We start from the raw sequence: 20,184 nt of genomic DNA, 5'->3' as shown, positions 1-20,184 counted from the left end.
CCTCCTTGATGGCTGAAAACCGGGTGCATCCCGCACCCGAGCGAATGCTCTCGCACTCAGCTGGCACTATGCCTATTGGATCCAATGACTGCAAGCGGCTCAAGCCGCTCTCCGACGCGTGCATCACGGCAGTTGGCGCTGCATGCGCACAAAACAGTCGTCCTCGCCTATTTCGGCAAACCCCCGGCGCAAATAAAGCTGCCGGGCCGGGTTGCTGCGAAACACCATCAACCGCAGCAGTGGCAAGCGCCGCTGCTGCGCCCACTCGGCCAACTGCTCCAGCACCCAGCTACCCACGCCCCGGCCTCGATGCTCGGGCAGCAGGTGCAGCTCGCGGATGAACAGTGCTTGGCGGTCCTGGCTCAGGCTGCAATAGCCCAGCACCTCGTCTTGGTCCTGAATCAGCCATTGCTCACGCCAGCTCCAGGCTTGGTCGAACGCCTCCTCCACCCACAGCAGGCCGAACTGCTGGTAGTACGGCAGCATCGCGCGCCGGGTCAGGTCACGGGCGAACGCACAGTGGGCATCACCGGCAGCCGTCAGTTCAAGGGGCATGGCAACTCGCTGGGTTGAGTAGTGGCTGCAGAATAGAAGCTCCTTTGATCGAGGTCACGCCCCGGTCATGGATTGTTTCTAGGATGGGAAACCTCCCCCTTCGCGTCGACGCTTCCGGAGTCACCATGACAACCCCCTCGATGGTCAGCCAGGACGCCCTGACCGCCCTCGCCCCACGCCCGCAACTGTCGCAGCGCCCCGGCCGCGCCACCTTGACCTTGTTTATCGGCCTGCTGCTGGCAGGCTTGGCCTACACCTTCTACAGCCTCAAGCAGGATGTCAGCGCCAGCGGCACCGTCGTGACCACGGTTACACCCTTTTTGCTGTTAGGCCTGGCACTGCTGATCGCGCTCGGTTTCGAGTTCGTCAATGGCTTCCACGACACCGCAAACGCCGTGGCTACCGTGATCTACACCCACTCTTTGCCGGCCTCGGTGGCGGTGGTCTGGTCGGGGCTGTGCAACTTCCTTGGGGTGCTGCTTTCAAGTGGCGCAGTGGCCTTTGGCATCATCGCGCTGCTACCGGTGGAGCTGATTCTGCAGGTCGGCTCCAGCGCAGGCTTTGCCATGGTCTTCGCGCTACTGCTGGCGGCGATTATCTGGAACCTCGGCACTTGGTGGCTGGGGCTGCCCGCCTCGTCCTCGCATACGCTGATTGGCTCGATCATTGGTGTGGGCGTCGCCAACGCCCTGATGCACGGGCGCGACGGCACCAGCGGTGTCGACTGGGGCCAGGCGAGCAAAGTCGGCTATGCCCTGCTGTTCTCGCCATTGATCGGTTTTGCCTGCGCCGCGCTGTTGCTGGTGGCAGTGAAGGCACTGGTCAAACGCCGCGAGCTGTACGAGGCGCCCAAAGGGCAAACCCCGCCGCCGTGGTGGATCCGCGGCCTGCTGATCATCACCTGCACCGGCGTGTCGTTTGCCCACGGCTCCAATGACGGGCAAAAAGGCATGGGGCTGATCATGCTGATTCTGGTTGGCACGCTACCGATGGCATACGCACTGAACAAGACCATGCCCGCCGAACAGGCCCTGCAGTTCTCGGCAGTCGCCGAGGTGACCCGCCAGGCACTGGTGCGCAGTGCGCCACAAGCCCCGCCGGCCGACCCACGCCAGGTGCTGACCGCATTCATCACCGAGCCCCAGGCCAGCCCGGAGCTGGTGCCGGCCTTGGCCGCCCTGAGCGGCATGATTGGCGAAGAGGTCAAAGGTTACGGCTCGCTCAACCGGGTTCCCGCCGAAGCCATGGCCAACGTGCGCAACGACATGTACCTGGCCAGCGAAGTGATTCGCCTGCTCGAGAAAAACCCGCTGGTGACCTTCGATGCCGACACCGCCAGCCACGTGCAACTGTTCAAGCGCCAACTCGACGACGCCACCCGTTACATTCCGCTGTGGGTCAAGGTGGCGGTGGCCATCGCCCTGGGCCTTGGCACCATGGTCGGCTGGCGGCGCATCGTGGTGACCGTGGGCGAGAAGATCGGCAAGACCCACCTGAGCTACGCACAAGGGGCCTCGGCGGAGGTCGTTGCCATGTGCACCATCGGTGCGGCAGACATGTTCGGCCTGCCGGTCTCGACCACCCACGTGCTGAGTTCGGGGGTGGCCGGCACCATGGTTGCCAATGGTTCGGGCCTGCAGCGGCGCACCTTGGTCAACCTGCTGATGGCGTGGGTACTGACCCTGCCCGCAGCGATGCTGCTGTCGGGCTGCCTGTACTGGGTGCTTAACCAGGTTCTCTGAGCCGGCTGCCGCGACGCACCGCGTTCAGCAAGCTCAGCCGGGGATGGCCAGCCCACGCTGAACGGCTGGGCGCTCGAGGAAGCGTGCCAGCACCCGCTGCACCTGTTTGAACTCATCGAAACCCACCAGCTCACGGGCGTTGTAGCGCTCCACCAGGTTGCGCACCCACGGCAAGATGGCGATATCGGCGATGCTGTAGTCATCGACCATCCACTCACGGCCTTGCAGGTGGCGATCAAGTACGCCGAGCAGGCGCTTGGCCTCATTGACGTAACGATCGCGCGGGCGTTTGTCTTCATAGTCTTTGCCGGCGAAGAAATGGAAGAACCCCACCTGGCCAAACATTGGCCCGATGCCGCCCATCTGGAACATCAACCATTGCAGCGTCTGGTAGCGCTGTGCCGGGTCCTGGCTGAGCAGCTTGCCGCTTTTCTCGGCCAGGTACTGCAAGATGGCGCCGGACTCGAACAGCGCCAACGGCTGGCCACCTGGGCCGGCTGGGTCAAGAATCGCCGGGATTTTGTTATTGGCGCTGAGCGAGACGAACTCGGGGCTCATCTGCTCGTTATCGTCGAAGTTGACCCGGTGCGCCTCATAGGGCATGCCGAGCTCTTCGAGCATGATCGATACCTTGACCCCATTGGGGGTCGGCAGCGAGTAGAGCTGCAGGCGCTCCGGGTGCTGCGCCGGCCATTTGCGGGTAATCGGAAAAGCGGACAGGTCAGTCATGATGCACACCCTGGCAGTGGAAAAGGTACCAGCCTAATGGCTTGCGGGCAGCCTGACCATCACCGCATCAGCGCTGCCAGCCCCGCTGATTAGCAAGTTTTATTTATTAATTATTTAACTCTGCACTGACTTGGATCAATACACACTTCAAACGCATACTTATGGGGCGTTAATATTTGTAACAACACACGCTTTCGGCTTTTGATTGTTAATTGAATGACCGTACAATAATAGCAGTGAGCCACCACCCGATCAGTGCTGCGGCGCACGCCCGTCCCTCCCGTATTTCCACTAACTAAGAGGCCAGAAGGATGCTGACCAATGCGCCGCTTCGCCTGAAATTACTGTTGATTCTTTTTTTCCCATTACTTGGTTTTCTGGCACTGGCCGGTGTTTATATTTCCGACAACTATCGCACGCTGCGCGATATGGAAAACACCGTCGCCGCCAGTAGCAACGCGCAGGCGTTGAGCCAACTGATTACCCTGCTGCAACGTGAGCGTGGCGCAAGCGGCGTGTTCATCGGCAGCCGCGGCACAAGCATGGGCAATCGCCTTACCCAGATGCGCAGCGAAAGCGACGCAGCCATCGATGCCGTACACCGCCTGCCGACGCAGAACGATGCCGACATCGGCAAGGTCCGCAGCACCCTCGATACCCTGGCCGCCTTGCGCGAGGGTGTCGACAAGTTGGCCATCGACAGCGGCGAATCGGGCGCCCGCTACACCGAGATCATCAAGACCTTGGTCGGCTACACCCACTCGCTGGAAAACCGCGTCAACAATACCGGCGTCGTCCATGCCCTGAATGCCTTGAACCAGTTCATCGAACTGAAAGAGCGCGCTGGCCGCGAGCGCGTGCTGCTCGGCCTTGCCTTCAACCAGGGCCACTTCGACGCTTCGCTGCTGTCGCGCTTCAGCCGCAACCTGGGCGAGTTCACCGCCTACGCCGAAGGCTTCCTGCGCAAGGCCCCGGCAGCGGTGCTCAGCCAATACCAGCAAAGCCAGCAGACCGCGGCCGCAAGCGAAGTGGGCAAGCTGCAACGCCTGGCCTTCGAGCTGCCATTGGGCGATGCGCTGGGCATCAAGCCTGAGGCTTGGTTCGAGACTGCAACCCAACGCATAGACCAGATGACCGATGTCGAGCAGGCCCTGGCGCAGAGCGTCGCCCGGCTGGCCGCTGACGCCCGTGGCGAAGCCAACCAGGCGCTGTGGCTGACCCTGGGCGGCGCATTGCTGGCCCTGGCCATGGTGGCGCTGTTGTCGTGGCTGATCATCGGCAGCATCGGCAAGGCGGTCAAAGACATCAATGCTGCCCTCGAAGGGCTGGCGCGCCGCGACCTGACCGCCCGCACCGGCTACCGCAGCAAGGATGAATTCGGCCAGATCGCCGAGAACCTCAACCGCATGGCCAACGAGCTGACCGAGATCGTCCAGGAAATCGGCAACGCCACAGCGCAGGTGGCCACCGCGGCTGAAGAGTCCTCGGCAGTGACCCTGCAAACCAGCCGCAGCGTCGAGCAGCAGCGCCAGAGCACGGAGTTGGTGGCCACCGCCATCAACGAAATGAGCGCCACGGTGCGCGAGGTGGCGCAAAGCACCACCGATGCGGCAAGCCTGTCGCAGCAGATCCACGCCAGCACGACACAGGGGCGCATCGAAGTCGATGGCACCATCGAGCTGATTCGCGAACTGTCGACCCAGGCTGAGCAGACAGCCGCGATTATCGACGACCTGAAGCATGAAAGTGATGCCATTTCGTCGGTGCTCGACGTCATCCGCGGCATTGCCGAGCAGACCAACCTGCTGGCGCTGAACGCGGCCATCGAAGCCGCCCGTGCCGGTGATCATGGCCGAGGTTTTGCGGTAGTGGCCTCCGAAGTCCGCACGCTGGCACAGCGCACCCAGGAATCGACCGGCAATATCCAGCAGATGATCACCAACCTGCAGGCAGGCTCCGACCGCGCCAGCAGCTCGATGCTCGAAACACTGGGCAAGGCGCAGTCCGGGGCCAGCCGTATTGGCCGTGCCGGCGAGTTGCTGGCGTCGATAACCGAAGGGGTGGCACGCATCAGCGACCGCAATATCCAGATCGCGTCGGCAGCCGAGGAGCAAAGCGCGGTGTCCGAGGACATCAACCGCAACGTCAACGAGATCAATGATCTGGTAATTCAGGTCAGTGCCGGTGCGCAGCAGACGGCGGTAACCAGCCAGGAGCTTGCGCGCCTGGCGGAACATCAGCAGAAGCTGGTTGGCCGGTTCCGTACCGCTTGATAGCAATTGGGGCTGCCTTGCAGCCCATCGCGGCACAAGGCCGCCCCCACAGAAAAAACGCTAACTGACTGATTTACATCGAAACGTGGGAGCGGGCTTGCCCCGCGATAGCGATAGCACTGCCAACATCGCATCGCGGGGCAAGCCCGTTCCCACGTTGCCCGGTTCTCTGCGCGGCAGCGCAGCCCGGAAGGGCTGGGTGATCTCCCACAGAAAACGCATTCCCCTGTAGGAGCGGCCTTGTGCCGCGATGGGCCGCAAAGCGGCCCCCGCTGTCTCAAACGGCCTGCACTGCCCCCACCTTGCCCCGCCGCTGGGTCAACGACACCAGCAAGATGAACAACGTCACCCCGGCAGTCATCAGCGTTTCATAGCGGTACGCATCGCTGAACAGCATGTAGCCCAGCACCATGACAATCGTGCCGATCACCAGCCACGTCAGCCACGGGAACAGCCACATCTTCAGCTCAGGCGTACGCCCTTCACGCTCTGCACGGGCACGCATGCGCAGTTGCGACACCGCGATCACCAGGTACACCAGCAAAGCGATGGCGCCTGTGGTCGACAGCAGGAAGCCAAACACCTTGCCAGGGAACACATAGTTCACCAGGCACCCGGCAAAGCCTGCCAAGGTCGAGAAAATCACCGCCACCGTGGGCACGCCAGCGCCGGAGATACGTTTGGTCATGCTCAACGCCTGCCCGCGCGCACCCAGCGAATAGAGCATCCGCGAAGCCGTGTACAACCCCGAGTTCATGCAACTGGTTACCGCCACCAGCACCACGATATCCACCAGCAGCTTGGCACCCGGCACGTTGAGCACCTCGAGCACACGCTGGAACGAACCTACCGCCTTGAGTTCGGGATCGTTCCAGGCCACCAGCGATACCACCAGGAAGATGGACGCCAGGTAGAAGATGGCAATGCGATACACCACAAGGTTGGTGGCGCGGCGAATCTTCTCTTTCGGGTTGGCGGTTTCGTCTGCGGCGATGGTGACGATCTCGGCACCAAAGAACGAGAAGATGGTGATCAGCACCCCACCCAGCACCGTGCCAAAGCCATTGGGCATGAACCCGCCGCTATCCCACAGCCGGCTGACGCCCGACACCTCGGCCAGCGGCCAGAAACCTAACACTGCCAGGCTGCAGACCACGATGAAGGCGATGATCGCAACCACCTTGACCAATGCGAACCAGTACTCGAAGGCACCGAAGTTCTTCACGCTGATCAGGTTGGTGCACGACAGCACCAGCATGATCAGGAATGCGAACAGCCACGACGGCACTTCAGGGAACCAGGCGTGAAGAATGTCAGCGCCGGCAATGGCCTCGACCGGGATGATCAACACCCAGAACCACCAGTACAGCCAGCCAATGGTGAACCCGGCCCATGGGCCGATGGCTTCGGATGCGTAGGTGGAGAACGAGCCGCTGTTGGGGTTGGCGATGGCCATTTCGCCGAGCATGCGCATTACCAGCAGCACCAGCAGGCCGGTCATTGCGTAGGAGATCAGGATGGCCGGGCCAGCGGTGGCGATGGCATTGGAGGAGCCGATGAACAACCCCGCGCCAATGATGCCGGCGATGGAAATCATCGACACCTGACGGGAGGTCAGGCCATGTTGCAGGGAACGCTGTTTCTTGTTGTTGGGCGATACCATGGGGAACCCTCGAATGGGTCGGCCGCCGTACCGACGGCTGAAAGTTGAAGCAGAATTCTGTAAGTCGGATAACTACTTTGTTGTTTTTGTATAACGCCGGTAGCGGTGTTGCCCTCCTCTTCGCATGACCGGTTGTCATTGTTGACGCAGATCAGTATTAATCTATGAGGCAAGGTCAACAAACGACCTTTTCGAAGCACATCATTCCAATAGCGAATGAACTCCTTCCATTTTGCCGGGTTAACGCACTGCCATGTCCAAACGCCTGATGCCGTCCACCACCGCCCTGCAGTGCTTCGAAGCCGCTGCCCGGCACCTGAGCTTCACCCGCGCAGCCCAGGAACTGCACCTGACCCAGAGCGCGGTGAGCAAGCAGGTGGCGCAACTGGAGGACATGCTTGCGCACCCGCTGTTCCAGCGAATCCGCCGGCGCCTGCACCTGACGCCGGCTGGTGCGCTGTACCTGGCCGAAGTGAACAAGATCCTCACCCAGATCGATATTTCCAGCCGCTACATCCTCAGCTACGGCGATGAGACCGAAGTGCTGCGCATCGCCACCCAGCCAACCTTCGGAGCGCGTTGGCTGGTACCTCGGCTCAAGGGCTTTGGCGAGCGCCACCCACGCATTCACCTGGACATTCGCAACGAACTGGAGCCGTTCGACCTGGTGCAGGCCAAGGCCGACATCGCCTTCTTTTTTGGCCAGGGCACCTGGCCGGGGGCAACTTGCATCGAGCTGTTCAGCGAAACCGTGGTGCCGGTGTGCGCGCCTGGGGTGCTGGCCCAGCAACGCTTTACCAGCGCCGAGGCGCTGACTGCGCACCGCCTGCTGCAATGCGCTTCGCGCCCCGAGGCCTGGCATGAGTGGTTTCTGGGTTTGGGCCTGCATAGCCAGAACAGCTACCACGGGCCACGCTTCGACACGTTCTACCTGTGCATCCGCGCCGCTATTGCCGGCTGCGGTATTGCGCTCATCCCGCGCTACCTGGTGGCCGAGGAGCTTGCCGAAGGCAAGCTGGTGATCGCCTGGGACCACCCGGTGGCCAGCAATGGCCGGCATTTCATGGCCCATGCCGAACACGCTGCCGAAGTGCCCAAGGTGCGCGCATTCGTGCAGTGGATTGGCGAACGGGTGGCGGACGAGTACGCATAAGCCTGTACCGCCCTCATCGCAGGCTGGCGCCAGCTCCCACAGGGGCCGTGCAGAGCCGCGATATTGATGCCTGCAGATTCCTGTGGGAGCTGGCGCCAGCCTGCGATGGGGGCGGTACAGGCTTGCACCAATGATCAACAGCAAGCACAACTTCGCGAATCCAAGGAATGATCGCAATCCATTAATTCGTTTGCAGTGCAACCCCGCCGCGCGTTTGGATATAAACAAACTCGAACAAGGCCCGCGTGCACATGAACCAGGAAAGTATCAGTCAATCCATCGCCATCGTTCACCCAATCACACTTTCCCATGGCCGCAATGCCGAAGTCTGGGACACGACCGGCAAGCGTTACATCGACTTTGTTGGCGGTATCGGGGTACTCAACCTGGGCCACTGCAACCCGGCTGTGGTCGAAGCCATCCAGCAACAGGCCACGCGCCTGACCCACTACGCCTTCAACGCAGCGCCCCACGGCCCTTATCTGGACCTGATGGAGCAACTGCGCAGCTTCGTGCCGTTGAGCTACCCGCTGGCGGGCATGCTCACCAATAGCGGTGCCGAAGCGGCAGAAAACGCCCTGAAGGTCGCCCGCGGCGCCACCGGCAAGCGCGCCATCATCGCCTTTGACGGCGCTTTCCACGGCCGCACCCTGGCCACCCTCAACCTCAATGGCAAGGTCGCGCCCTATAAGCAGCGCGTCGGCGAGCTGCCCGGGCCGGTCTATCACCTGCCCTACCCCAGTGCCGACACCGGGGTCACCTGCGAACAGGCGCTCAAGGCCATGGAGCGCCTGTTCAGCGTGGAATTGGCGGTGGAAGACGTGGCTGCGTTCATTGTTGAACCGGTCCAGGGCGAAGGCGGCTTCCTCGCCCTGGACCCGGCGTTCGCCCAGGCGCTGCGGCGCTTTTGCGACGAGCACGGCATCCTGATCATCATCGACGAGATCCAGTCCGGCTTCGGCCGCACCGGCCAGCGCTTCGCCTTCCCTCGGCTTGGCATCGAGCCTGACCTACTATTGCTGGCCAAGAGCATCGCTGGCGGCATGCCGCTGGGGGCATTGGTGGGGCGCACAGAACTGATGGGCGCGTTGCCCAAGGGCGGGCTGGGTGGCACCTATTCGGGCAACCCGATTGCCTGTGCAGCAGCGCTGGCCAGCCTTGCGCAGATGACCGATGCCAACCTTGCCACCTGGGGAGAACGCCAGGAACAAGCCATCGTCAGGCGCCATGCGCACTGGAAGGCTTCAGGGCTGAGCCGCTTTGTCGGGCGCTTGACCGGCATTGGCGCGATGCGCGGTATCGAATTGGTCAACGCCGACGGCAGCCCGGCGCCCGCGCAATTGGCGAAGGTGCTGGAAAGCGCTCGCAGCAAGGGTTTGTTGCTGATGCCAAGCGGCAAGGCGCGGCATATCATCCGCCTGTTGGCGCCGCTGACCACCGAGCCGCAGGTGCTCGAGGAAGGCCTGGATATCCTCGAACAGTGCCTGGCAGAACTGGGTTAGGCGTTACAGGCCCAGCTCTTCGGGGGTCAGCATGTCGCATTCAAAGGCGATCCAGCCGCCTTCGAGCTCGGCATGGCCGTTGACGATCGGGCCGTAATAGGTGAGGCCGTTGTCCAAGGTGACGCAGATGTGCGAGGCGGGTTTTTCCGGGGCCGCGAGCGTACCGACGAAATGCACCTTTTTCAGGGTTTCGGTCACCGCCTCCAGGCCTATGCGCTGGTTGGTGTTTTCCGAAGCCTCGACGTCGCCACCACGGTCCTCGCAGCTAACAGTGACGGTGGCGGTGTAGGGGTACTTGTTGCTCAAACTCTGTGTCCTCGACAAAACGGCATGTGCCAATAAGGCCGCCAGAGTAAGGCAGTGCTGGCGCCGCTGCGAGAAAAAAAACCAACTCCCCTGATTTAAAGGCCCTGCCTGACCTGTGCTGGCGACTCGTCCCACAGCCTCTATGCGCAACTGCCAATTATGGCGGGACAGCCGTTTCAATAGCATGGCTACCTCATCCAATCGCCAAGGTATCCGTAAATGCTCAAGTTCACGCTGTTCCCTGCTGTCGCCCTGCTGCTGGTTGCCGGCCAGGCCGTCGCCCAATCCTGCCCTGAAGCCTCGACAGTCACCCAGAAGCCCGAGGGCACCGGCTTTGCCTACATGGCAGCCGGGGGCTGGACGGGCGAAAACCCGATGGCCGACGAACACGACCTGAAGACGTTCAAGTTCACCGCTGTAAAAATCAAAGAGGGTGCCGTGCTCTGCGATTACGAAGCCGATGAACGTGGCGGCGCTCGCATGCAGCTCAAAGCGTCCAAACAACCGGCAAAAGGTAACTGGAGTAACAACTTCTGCAAGTCTGCCAACCCTGCGGACTGCACCTTCAAGTGATCAAAGCTGGTATTACCAGGGGCTAGCAGCCTCAATCAGCGTTGGTCCAAGCGTGCGTCGGCTGGTATTGTGCCCGCCGATGCATGCCCCACCACGCGAGGATACCGAGTGAGCGCCGAACAACCCATGATCGCCGACCTGTTCGAGGTCGACAAACGCCTGACCCTCAAGCCCGTCGTGGACTTCAACAATTACCTGCGCAATGCCTTTGCCGATGGCGCCTGCCGCTGCCACCGCTGCATCGAACGCGCAGGCGACGAAGCCGGCTACACCCACCGCCACACCTTCGAAATCGAAGGCCGCACGCTGAACCGGCGCTTTGCCAATACCGCCGGCAGCGATGTGCTGCTGATGCTGAAAAAAGCCTGGTTGTCGTACACCAAGGCCGACCTGGTCACTGTCGGCCCACTCGACATGAACACACTCACGTCGTTCACCGAGCCCTCCCTGCACGCGCGCCTGCTGGCGCTGCTGCCAGCCAGTGGCCTGGCCCGCGAAAGCGATGGCCAGTGGCATTTACAGCTGCTCGCCGACTGACCGACGGCGGCCACGGCAGGATTCCCCGGCTCTGCTACCGTGGGTTAATCCTCACCTGCAGGTGACCCGCCATGGCCCGCACAACCCCCATCGAGCTGTACCGCAACATCGGCATCGTCGCCCACGTCGATGCCGGCAAGACCACTACCACCGAGCGGATCCTGTTCTACACCGGGGTCAACCACAAGATGGGCGAAGTGCATGACGGTGCAGCGACCATGGACTGGATGGCGCAGGAGCAGGAACGCGGCATCACCATCACCTCTGCGGCTACCACGGCGTTCTGGCAAGGCTCGACCAAGCAGTTCGCCGACAAATACCGTTTCAACATCATCGATACCCCCGGCCACGTCGATTTCACCATCGAGGTAGAGCGCTCGCTGCGCGTGCTCGACGGCGCGGTCGTGGTGTTCAGCGGTGCCGACGGGGTGGAGCCGCAATCCGAGACGGTCTGGCGCCAGGCCAACAAATACAACGTGCCGCGCCTGGCCTACATCAACAAGATGGACCGCCAGGGTGCGGACTTTCTGCGGGTGGTCAAGCAGATCGACCAGCGCCTGGGCCATCACCCGGTGCCGATCCAGCTGGCTATCGGCAGTGAAGAACACTTCGTTGGGCAGATCGACCTGGTGAAGATGAAAGCCATCTACTGGAACGATGCCGATAACGGCACCAGCTACCGCGAAGAGGCCATCCCTGCAGAGCTTCAGGCACTGGCTGATGAATGGCGCGACCATATGGTCGAAGCCGCCGCCGAGGCTAACGACGTGCTGACCGCCAAGTACCTCGAAGGTGAAGAGCTGACCACGGAGGAAATAAAAGCGGCCCTGCGCCAGCGCACCCTCGCCAATGAAATCGTGCCGACCATCCTCGGCTCGTCGTTCAAGAACAAGGGCGTGCCGCTGATGCTCGACGCGGTCATCGACTACCTGCCCGCGCCCTCGGAGATCCCGGCGGTCAAGGGCACCGACCCCGACGACGAAAGCCGGCACCTGGAACGCCATGCCGACGACCACGAGCCGTTTTCAGCCCTGGCGTTCAAGATCGCCACCGACCCGTTCGTCGGCACCCTGACCTTCGCCCGGGTGTATTCCGGCGTACTCAGTTCAGGCAATGCAGTGCTCAACTCGGTCAAAGGCAAGAAGGAGCGCATCGGCCGCATGGTGCAAATGCACGCCAACCAGCGCGCCGAGATCAAGGACGTGTGCGCAGGCGACATCGCCGCACTGATCGGCATGAAAGATGTGACCACCGGCGACACCCTGTGCGACCTGGAAAAACCGATCATCCTTGAGCGCATGGACTTCCCGGACCCGGTCATTTCAGTGGCGGTGGAACCCAAAACCAAGGCCGATCAGGAAAAGATGGGCATCGCCTTGGGCAAACTGGCCCAGGAGGACCCTTCGTTTCGCGTGCGCACCGACGAAGAGACCGGGCAGACCATCATCTCTGGCATGGGTGAGCTGCACCTGGACATCATCGTCGACCGCATGCGCCGCGAGTTCAGCGTCGAAGCCAATATCGGCAAGCCACAGGTGGCGTACCGCGAGAAGATCCGCAATACCTGCGAGATCGAGGGGCGCTTCGTGCGCCAGTCGGGCGGGCGCGGCCAGTATGGCCATTGCTGGATCCGTTTCGCACCGGGCGACGAGGGCAAGGAAGGCTTGGAGTTCGTCAACGAGATTGTCGGCGGCGTGGTGCCGCGCGAATACATCCCGGCCATCCAGAAAGGCATCGAGGAGCAGATGAAGAACGGCGTGCTCGCCGGCTACCCGCTGATCAACCTCAAGGCTGCGGTGTTCGACGGCTCTTACCACGACGTCGACTCCAACGAAATGGCCTACAAGATCGCTGCCTCCATGGCCACCAAGCAACTGTCACAGAAAGGCGGCGCGGTGCTGCTTGAGCCGGTGATGAAGGTCGAAGTGGTCACACCCGAGGAATACCAGGGCGATATCCTGGGTGACCTGAGCCGCCGCCGCGGGATTATTCAGGACGGCGACGAGACCCCCGCAGGCAAGGTGATCCGGGCCGAGGTGCCGCTTGGCGAGATGTTTGGTTATGCCACTTCGATGCGCTCGATGAGCCAGGGCCGGGCGAGCTTCTCGATGGAGTTCACCCGCTATGCCGAGGCCCCGGCGAACATTGCCGAGGGGATTGTGAAGAAGAACCGTGGGGAGTGATGTTTGCCTGCTCTATATCGCGCCTTGACGCCCCTGTAATCGATGGACTCGCCCCCGCCGAGGCATCACAGTGCCACGGTGGCGTTCGAAGAAACCAACGGCAGCGGGGGCGAGTCCATGAAAAAGCATAGTTCAAAGCACAATCCTCTGCCTTCCACAGCAGGTCTGAGCAGGCGGCTCAAAACGACAGCCAAGGAAGACGCAATCGCGGTGTCGGCCCCATCATTGCTACGGCGATCGTGGCGAAAGAAACCGAGCCCAGTCGTTTTGCCAGTAACCGCATGGATGACTGACCTTAGGGTCTGTCTGAAATGTGTCTGCGCGACGGCCAGACAAGTTGGTTTTTAACGCAGCATGGCCGAGTGCAGGCACTTTACGTACAAAACCTAGCCTGCCACCCTACTCGTTAAACCTTCGGAGACCCGCTATTGAACCCCCTCGCACGGACGCTGACCACCCTGCTGCTCACCTGCCTGCCACTGCTTGCCCATGCCAGCAATGCCGAGACCCTGATCGCCCGCCACGACTGGCACCAGGCGGCCCGTGCCGTGCTGCTCGAGGCCGGCCAGGAGAAAAATATTGATTCATCACTCCCGCTGGCCCAGGCCAGGGCCGGTTTTGTCGATGACGCCCTCAACACCATCGCCGGTCTTTATGCTGGCTCGCAGCCCTATCGGCTGGTGGAAGTGGCAGAGCTGCCACAGGTAAGCGCGGCGCGCCGTGAAGCGTTGCTGGGTCAGGCGCTGGACATTGCCCGGCAACAGGCCGAGCGTGACAGCACCGCCAGCACCGGAGCCTTCATGTGGCTGGCACTGCACTACTGCGGCGCGGGCGACGAGACACAGGCCCGTGCGTTGCTTGCTTTGGCGCTGGAGTATGCGCACAAGCTCGGCAGTTACGACCGGATGATCTACGCGATGCAGCGCAGCCCGCAACATACCCGCAGCTGGATGATCAGCCCGGTGACCCAGGCCCTTGCGCGCGATCGAGAAAATGCCGCCTTCAACTGGCTCGGCCTGGCCGAGCTGGCCTTGAAAATGGGCGACAAGACCCAGGCTCTGGGTTTTGTCGACCAAGGGATCGAGGCCACCGGTCAACTGCGCGACTCGCGCAATGGCTACGTCCTCAGCCAGCTCAATTTGTTGGCGCTCAAGGCCGGCAGAGCCTCGCTGCCAGAGCCCTTGACGCCCTATCTGAACATGACCCGCCTGGCTATCACTGGCGCCCCGGACCAAGCCTATGCGCTGCTCGCCGCCGCGCCCCAGGACGGCAACACCCATTACGGCGCCCGCCTGTGGCCAAAGCTGATCGAGGATGCCAGCCAGCGTAATGACCTGCCCACCGCGCGCTATTTCGCCGAACGCCCGATCGAGCAATCTGCGCTGGAGCAGGCCAGCGCCTGGCAGCAGGTGGCTCAACTGCAGTGGCAAGCCCACCAGGACTTCAGCGCCAGCTACCGGCAGGCATTCCAGGCCCTGGAACCCGCCGCCGGCACGCCGCGCAGCCTTGAGGACATCAGCACCCTGGCCAAGCTCCTGGACCTGGCCCGGCAAGCGGGCCTGAAACAACCCGAGCCAGCACTGCTGGACCAAGCGGTGGCCATGATCGACCATCTGCCGGCCGACAGCCCCTCTGACCAGATCCGGGCACGATTGCAGTTGCTGCCCTGGCTATGGCGCCAAGGGACAAGGGATCTGGCCACAACCCAGGCGCTGACGGCATACCGTGACCTGAGCGGTTACCGCGACTCTTCGGCCGCCACCCGCGCCGAGTTGCTGACCGAGATGGGGGTGGTGTTCAGTGAGGTAGCGGCGCCCTCGCCCGGCGTCAGGACACCAGCGCCCGCTCCCGCAAAACCATGATCTCGCGCGCAGGCCCAGGCAAGGCTGCTCCGGGCTGGCCAGGGTGACTTCGGAGTTGGCCGGACAGACCCTAGTGCTGCTCCCCTGCCCGCTTCAGCAGCTTCTTGCAGCGTTCGGACAAATGCACCACACGCAGATGCTTGCCCGCTTTGGCATAACGCTCACGCAGGGTCTGCAACGCCGCCACCGCCGAATAATCGACGAAACTCAGGTGCTGGCAGTCCAAGGTGACGTTGGCCGGGTCTGCCGCGGGGTCGAACTGGTTCAGAAACGGCGTGGTCGAGGCAAAGAATAGCGTGCCATGTACGTGGTAGTGCTTGCTGCCCTCGGCATCTTCGTGGCTGTCTGCGTACAGCTCGCGTGCATGCTGCCAGGCGAAATTGACCGCCGCGATAACGATGCCGAACAGCACGGCGGTGGCAAGGTCCGTGAACACCGTCACCACGGTCACCGCGATGATCGCCAGCACATCGCTGACCGGCACCTTGTGCAGCACCCGCAACGAGGCCCAGGCGAATGTCTGCTGGGCGACCACGAACATCACCCCAACCAGTGCAGCCAGCGGTATGCGCTCGATCAGCGGCGACAAGAACAACACGAACAGCAGGATCATCACCCCTGCGACCACGCCGGACAACCGCCCGCGCCCGTTGGAACTGAGGTTGATCACCGTCTGGCCAATCATCGCGCAGCCGCCCATGCCGCCACACAACCCCGAAACCATATTCGCCGCCCCCAGCGCCACGCACTCACGGTCAGGGAAGCCCCGGCTTTCGGTGATTTCGTCGGTCAGGTTGAGCGTCAGCAGGGTTTCCAGCAGGCCGACCATTGCCATCAGCAGGGCATAGGGCGCGATGATCTTCAGGGTCTCGAGATTCCAGGCAACGTCCGGCAGCTTGAGTGCCGGCAGGCCGCCGGCGATGTGGGCCATGTCGCCAAGGGTTCGCGTTGGCAGGCCGAGCAGATACACCGCCAGGCCAACCCCCAGGATTGCCACCAAAGCCGGCGGCACCGCACGGGTGAGCCTGGGTAGCACATAGACCACCAGCATGGTCAGCGCCACCAGTCCAATCATCAGGTACAGCGGCATGCCGCTGAGCCAATGCTCGCCCTCCTTGAAATGCTCAAGCTGGGCCAGGGCGATGACAATGGCCAAGCCGTTGACGAAGCCGAGCATCACCGGGTACGGCACCAACCGCACCAGCTTGCCCAGGCGCAGGGCGCCGAACAGCATCATCACCACCCCGCCCAAGAGCACCGTGGCCAGCAGGTACTGCACGCCGTGCTGGACCACCAGCGCCACGATCACCACCGCCATGGAGCCAGCAGCGCCGCTGATCATGCCGGGGCGGCCACCAAACAGCGCTGTCAGGGTGCAAATGATGAAGGCCCCATAAAGGCCCATCAGCGGGTTGAGGTGCGCCACCAGGGCAAAGGCGATGCACTCGGGCACGAGCGCAAACGAGGTGGTAAGGCCGGCGAGCAGGTCGGCGCGTAGACGAGCGGGTTTCATGAAGGTCCTGTGAGCAGCACGGCGCGCTGGAGCGTGACGTGTGGGGTGGCTTGAAATCGAGGGCGCGATGTTACGGAATTTGTCAGGCGGCAACCATCACCCATTGATTTGCGCCGTTGTGATTCACAACCGGCAAGATGCTGACAAATTTGCCATCATGCATGTTCAACCCGCGGAGATCATGGACATGCCGCTACGCCCTCTTTTCGCCTCGCTGCTCCTCACTGCAAGCCTCACCGCGCAGGCCGCCACCGAGGTCATCCCGCTACAACATCGAGCCAGCGCCGAACTGCTGCCCACCGCCCAGTCGTTCATCGGCAAGGATGGCACCGTCAGCACCTTCGAGAACAAGCTCATCGTCAACGCGCCGCAGCAGCGCATCGACGACCTGCGCACCTTGCTGCAACAGCTCGACACCGCGCCCAAACGCCTGCTGATAAGCGTCGACAACGACGACAGCAACTTCCAGGACAACCGCGGCAACGCCCGGGTGATCCGCTACGGCACGGCCAACCGCGAAGGTGGCATGCAACAGGTTCAGGCCAGCGAAGGCCAGCCGGCGCTGATCCAGGTGGGCCAGAGCGTGCCCGTCACCAGCAGCTCCACCGATGGCTACGGGCGGGTGCAGAGCAACACCGAATACCGCAACGTGACCCAGGGCTTCTACGTAACTCCCAGCCTGAGCGGCGACACGGTTCGTCTGCAAATAAGCACCAATAATGACCGAATGAGCCAGGAACGCCAGGATGTAGTGAAAGTGCAAAGCACCGACACAACCGTCACCGGGCGCCTGGGCGAGTGGATCACGCTGGCGGGCTTCAATCAGCAAAGCCAGGCCGGGCGCAGTGCCTCCAGCCTGAGTTACAGCACCCAGCGCGGTGAAAACATGACTTTGCGGGTAAAAGTCGACCTGATGGAGTGAATCCAGGCAACTCAAGGCCTCGACCAGAGGCCTCTAAACTGACTGCCAAGTCGTATTAGACCAAAGATGTAGTAGACCCATAAAAGCACTACAAAACGTTTGACAGGGTGTTTTTCCCAAGGGCATGATGGCCCCGCTCCCGCTGATCAGAGGCCCTGGCAAGGGTCTTCGGAGCGTCCTGCCACCACCTGCGCAGGCGCTTCGTGTCCATACAGCCCACAAGGCGGTTCGACAAGGTTGCGACTGCAACGAAGAAGTTGTCCCGAGGGACGGAAGCGCATTACCGCAGCACTGGCAACCGCGTCGCAAGGCAGCACGGCATCCACGAGCCAACCTGCACTGCACCGCCACGCCCGACTGCTCACCCTTCCCCTTCGCACCTTCCCGTCGCCGCCGCACCCTCCTCCAGCCGTCAGGCACTCTGAACCGCGTTTTCGGGCATCAGCACAACTATCTCAAGATCGATGCGACGAGGTTTATTTCCATGGCACTGACACGCGAACAGCAAATTGCAGCCCTCGAGAAAGACTGGGCCGAAAACCCGCGCTGGAAAGGCGTGACTCGTACCTACACCGCCGCCGATGTCGTTCGTCTGCGTGGCTCGATGCAGCCAGAGCACACCCTGGCGCGCCATGGCGCAGAGAAACTGTGGAAGCTGGTCACCCAGGGTGCCCACCCGTCTTTCCGCCCTGACAAAGACTTCGTCAACTGCATGGGCGCCCTGACCGGCGGCCAAGCCGTGCAGCAGGTCAAGGCCGGTATCCAGGCTATTTATCTGTCGGGCTGGCAGGTGGCCGCCGACAACAACTCGGCCGAGTCCATGTACCCCGACCAGTCGCTGTATCCGGTCGACTCCGTACCGACCGTGGTCAAGCGCATCAACAACTCGTTCCGCCGCGCCGACCAGATCCAGTGGAAAGCCGGCAAGAACCCGGGCGACGAAGGCTACATCGACTACTTCGCGCCCATCGTGGCTGACGCCGAAGCCGGTTTCGGCGGCGTGCTCAACGCCTACGAACTGATGAAGAACATGATCGAGGCAGGTGCTGCCGGCGTGCACTTCGAAGACCAGCTGGCCTCTGTCAAGAAATGCGGCCACATGGGTGGCAAGGTGCTGGTACCCACCCAGGAAGCTGTACAGAAGCTGATCGCCGCGCGACTGGCTGCGGACGTTGCCGGGGTGCCAACCATCATCCTGGCCCGTACCGATGCCAACGCCGCCGACCTGCTGACAAGCGACTGCGACCCGTACGACCAGCCATTCGTCAATGGCGAGCGCACCCGTGAGGGCTTCTACAAGGTACGCGCAGGCCTCGACCAGGCAATCTCCCGCGGCCTGGCCTACGCCCCGTATGCCGACCTGATCTGGTGCGAAACCGCCAAGCCCGACCTTGATGAAGCACGCCGCTTCGCCGAGGCGATCAAGAAGGAATACCCGGACCAACTGCTGTCGTACAACTGCTCGCCGTCCTTCAACTGGAAGAAGAACCTGGACGACGCCACCATTGCCAAATTCCAGCGCGAGCTGTCGGCGATGGGCTACAAGCACCAGTTCATCACCCTGGCCGGCATCCACAACATGTGGCACGGCATGTTCAACCTGGCGCACGACTACGCCCGCAACGACATGACCGCCTACGTGAAGCTGCAAGAGCAGGAGTTCGCCGACGCGAGCAAGGGTTACACCTTCGTTGCGCACCAGCAGGAAGTAGGCACGGGCTACTTCGATGACATGACCACCGTGATTCAAGGTGGCGCATCGTCGGTGACGGCGCTGACCGGCTCTACCGAGGAAGAGCAGTTCCACTGATGGTGGGTTGCGGTTAGACGAAGGCCCGGAGCTTGTAAAAGCCCCGGGCCTCTTTCATGCAACACTACCCAGATGAAATAAGGCATTACAGACGCCCATCAAAACTCCAAGCAAATCCTAAGCACGGAATCCACCATCGATTGGTACCGCCACACCAGTTACGTAAGAAGCTGCGTCGGAGCTAAGCCAGTACACAAGCTCAGCAACTTCATAAGCTTCACAGACTCGTCCCATGGGCTGCGATGCGCACACGTCATCAAACTGGCTTCCCAACACATGCCTTGCCAATGGCGTTGACACAAACCCCGGGCAAACGGCACTGACCCGCACACCATAAGGGGCATATTCCTTTGCAACGGCCTTGGTAATTCCAACTAGGGCGTGCTTGCTGGCGGTGTATACAGAACCACCCGTCACACTGGCATTCAGGCCTGCCAGCGAGGCGACATTGACAATACTGCCATACCCCGCTTCACGCATTGCAGGCAACACAGCCTTCATGCATCGCCATGGCGCACTTACATTGGTGGACATGACATCTTCGAAATCAGCATCGGGATAATCCTCGGTCATTGTAAACGATCGACCATCAATACCAATGCTATTTACGAGACAATTTATAGGTGGATGATCGAGAGCCAGTTGCTTGAAGAGATCGGCCAACTCGATGGGGCTACGCAAATCAACCGAGTATGGATGCGCACACCCCGCTCCCCTGTTGATACTCTCACATACACGGACGTTCCTAACATGATCTCGTCCGCACACAATAACTGTGCATTGCTCTCTGGCAAATTTCCAAGCACACGCCTCTCCGATACCGGAGTTGCCACCAGTAATAACAACCACCTTGCTCATACC

The 20,184-nt window shown here is 61.8% G+C and carries 16 protein-coding genes and 2 pseudogenes; 12 read left to right on the top strand and 6 right to left on the bottom strand.

Features of this window, described 5'->3' with window-relative positions:
* Nucleotides 1-123: 123 nt before the first annotated feature.
* Nucleotides 124-555 carry a GNAT family N-acetyltransferase gene (locus HU719_RS05760; protein WP_186537390.1) on the bottom strand — a complete coding sequence of 144 codons (432 nt, stop codon included), beginning with the start codon at nucleotides 553-555 and terminating at the stop codon, nucleotides 124-126.
* Between the two features lie 125 nt (nucleotides 556-680).
* On the opposite strand from HU719_RS05760, the gene HU719_RS05755 reads away from it, so the two are divergent.
* Nucleotides 681-2,297 (top strand): inorganic phosphate transporter, encoded by a 1,617-nt coding sequence (locus HU719_RS05755; protein WP_186537389.1) that lies wholly within the window; start codon nucleotides 681-683, stop codon nucleotides 2,295-2,297.
* Nucleotides 2,298-2,330: 33 nt separating this feature from the next.
* Here the strand turns inward: HU719_RS05755 and HU719_RS05750 are convergent, their stop codons facing one another.
* On the bottom strand, nucleotides 2,331-3,026 hold the full coding sequence (locus tag HU719_RS05750) for a glutathione S-transferase N-terminal domain-containing protein (RefSeq protein WP_186537388.1): 696 nt from the start codon (nucleotides 3,024-3,026) through the stop codon (nucleotides 2,331-2,333).
* Nucleotides 3,027-3,337: 311 nt separating this feature from the next.
* On the opposite strand from HU719_RS05750, the pseudogene HU719_RS23850 reads away from it, so the two are divergent.
* Both HU719_RS23850 and HU719_RS23845 read left to right on the top strand, forming a co-directional pair.
* Nucleotides 3,338-4,438: pseudogene (locus HU719_RS23850) on the top strand (nitrate- and nitrite sensing domain-containing protein); the annotation flags it as partial.
* A complete protein-coding gene (locus HU719_RS23845) occupies nucleotides 4,433-5,299 on the top strand; it encodes a methyl-accepting chemotaxis protein (protein WP_422631739.1) in 867 nt (288 codons plus the stop codon). The pseudogene HU719_RS23850 and the gene HU719_RS23845, both read left to right, overlap by 6 nt.
* 277 nt (nucleotides 5,300-5,576) lie before the next feature.
* Here HU719_RS23845 and HU719_RS05740 read toward each other — a convergent pair whose 3' ends face one another.
* Nucleotides 5,577-6,962 (bottom strand): amino acid permease, encoded by a 1,386-nt coding sequence (locus tag HU719_RS05740; protein WP_186536045.1) that lies wholly within the window; start codon nucleotides 6,960-6,962, stop codon nucleotides 5,577-5,579.
* A 253-nt stretch (nucleotides 6,963-7,215) separates the two neighbouring features.
* Here HU719_RS05740 and gcvA point away from each other — a divergent pair, with 253 nt between their 5' ends.
* On the top strand, nucleotides 7,216-8,115 hold the full coding sequence (gcvA, locus tag HU719_RS05735; RefSeq protein WP_186519946.1) for a transcriptional regulator GcvA: 900 nt from the start codon (nucleotides 7,216-7,218) through the stop codon (nucleotides 8,113-8,115).
* 251 nt (nucleotides 8,116-8,366) lie between these two features.
* Entirely contained in the window at nucleotides 8,367-9,617 is a 1,251-nt protein-coding gene (locus tag HU719_RS05730; protein ID WP_186519945.1) for a 2-aminoadipate transaminase, read from the top strand.
* Between the two features lie 3 nt (nucleotides 9,618-9,620).
* Here the strand turns inward: HU719_RS05730 and HU719_RS05725 are convergent, their stop codons facing one another.
* The gene (locus HU719_RS05725) at nucleotides 9,621-9,923 is read right to left on the bottom strand and encodes a hypothetical protein (protein WP_186519944.1); all 303 of its coding nucleotides are present in this window, start codon (nucleotides 9,921-9,923) and stop codon (nucleotides 9,621-9,623) included.
* A 219-nt stretch (nucleotides 9,924-10,142) separates the two neighbouring features.
* Here HU719_RS05725 and HU719_RS05720 point away from each other — a divergent pair, with 219 nt between their 5' ends.
* The 5 genes and pseudogenes from HU719_RS05720 to HU719_RS05705 all read left to right on the top strand — a co-directional run bounded on the left by HU719_RS05720 (nucleotide 10,143) and on the right by HU719_RS05705 (nucleotide 15,078).
* Complete coding sequence (locus HU719_RS05720) at nucleotides 10,143-10,496, top strand: DUF3757 domain-containing protein (RefSeq protein WP_186519943.1); 354 nt, start codon at nucleotides 10,143-10,145, stop codon at nucleotides 10,494-10,496.
* 108 nt (nucleotides 10,497-10,604) lie between these two features.
* Entirely contained in the window at nucleotides 10,605-11,033 is a 429-nt protein-coding gene (locus HU719_RS05715; protein ID WP_186536046.1) for a hypothetical protein, read from the top strand.
* A gap of 71 nt (nucleotides 11,034-11,104) precedes the next feature.
* Complete coding sequence (fusA, locus tag HU719_RS05710; RefSeq protein ID WP_186536048.1) at nucleotides 11,105-13,216, top strand: elongation factor G; 2,112 nt, start codon at nucleotides 11,105-11,107, stop codon at nucleotides 13,214-13,216.
* A 146-nt stretch (nucleotides 13,217-13,362) separates the two neighbouring features.
* Nucleotides 13,363-13,500: pseudogene (locus HU719_RS23840) on the top strand (IS110 family transposase); the annotation flags it as partial.
* A 144-nt stretch (nucleotides 13,501-13,644) separates the two neighbouring features.
* Nucleotides 13,645-15,078, top strand: coding sequence for a hypothetical protein (locus tag HU719_RS05705; protein ID WP_186519940.1), 1,434 nt, complete (start codon nucleotides 13,645-13,647; stop codon nucleotides 15,076-15,078).
* Between the two features lie 70 nt (nucleotides 15,079-15,148).
* Here HU719_RS05705 and HU719_RS05700 read toward each other — a convergent pair whose 3' ends face one another.
* Entirely contained in the window at nucleotides 15,149-16,591 is a 1,443-nt protein-coding gene (locus tag HU719_RS05700) for a SulP family inorganic anion transporter (RefSeq protein WP_186519939.1), read from the bottom strand.
* 187 nt (nucleotides 16,592-16,778) lie between these two features.
* On the opposite strand from HU719_RS05700, the gene HU719_RS05695 reads away from it, so the two are divergent.
* Both HU719_RS05695 and aceA read left to right on the top strand, forming a co-directional pair.
* Nucleotides 16,779-17,513 (top strand): secretin GspD/PilQ domain-containing protein, encoded by a 735-nt coding sequence (locus HU719_RS05695; protein WP_225917111.1) that lies wholly within the window; start codon nucleotides 16,779-16,781, stop codon nucleotides 17,511-17,513.
* A gap of 484 nt (nucleotides 17,514-17,997) precedes the next feature.
* Nucleotides 17,998-19,323 carry an isocitrate lyase gene (aceA, locus tag HU719_RS05690; protein ID WP_186519937.1) on the top strand — a complete coding sequence of 442 codons (1,326 nt, stop codon included), beginning with the start codon at nucleotides 17,998-18,000 and terminating at the stop codon, nucleotides 19,321-19,323.
* A gap of 117 nt (nucleotides 19,324-19,440) precedes the next feature.
* Here the strand turns inward: aceA and HU719_RS05685 are convergent, their stop codons facing one another.
* The gene (locus HU719_RS05685) at nucleotides 19,441-20,181 is read right to left on the bottom strand and encodes an SDR family NAD(P)-dependent oxidoreductase (RefSeq protein WP_186519936.1); all 741 of its coding nucleotides are present in this window, start codon (nucleotides 20,179-20,181) and stop codon (nucleotides 19,441-19,443) included.
* Nucleotides 20,182-20,184: the final 3 nt, after the last annotated feature.

It is taken from the genome of Pseudomonas farsensis (assembly GCF_014268805.2).
Classification (GTDB): domain Bacteria; phylum Pseudomonadota; class Gammaproteobacteria; order Pseudomonadales; family Pseudomonadaceae; genus Aquipseudomonas; species Aquipseudomonas farsensis.
The sequence above is the reverse complement of the archived record's forward strand: the minus strand, read 5'-3'. Positions and strand labels throughout refer to the sequence as shown.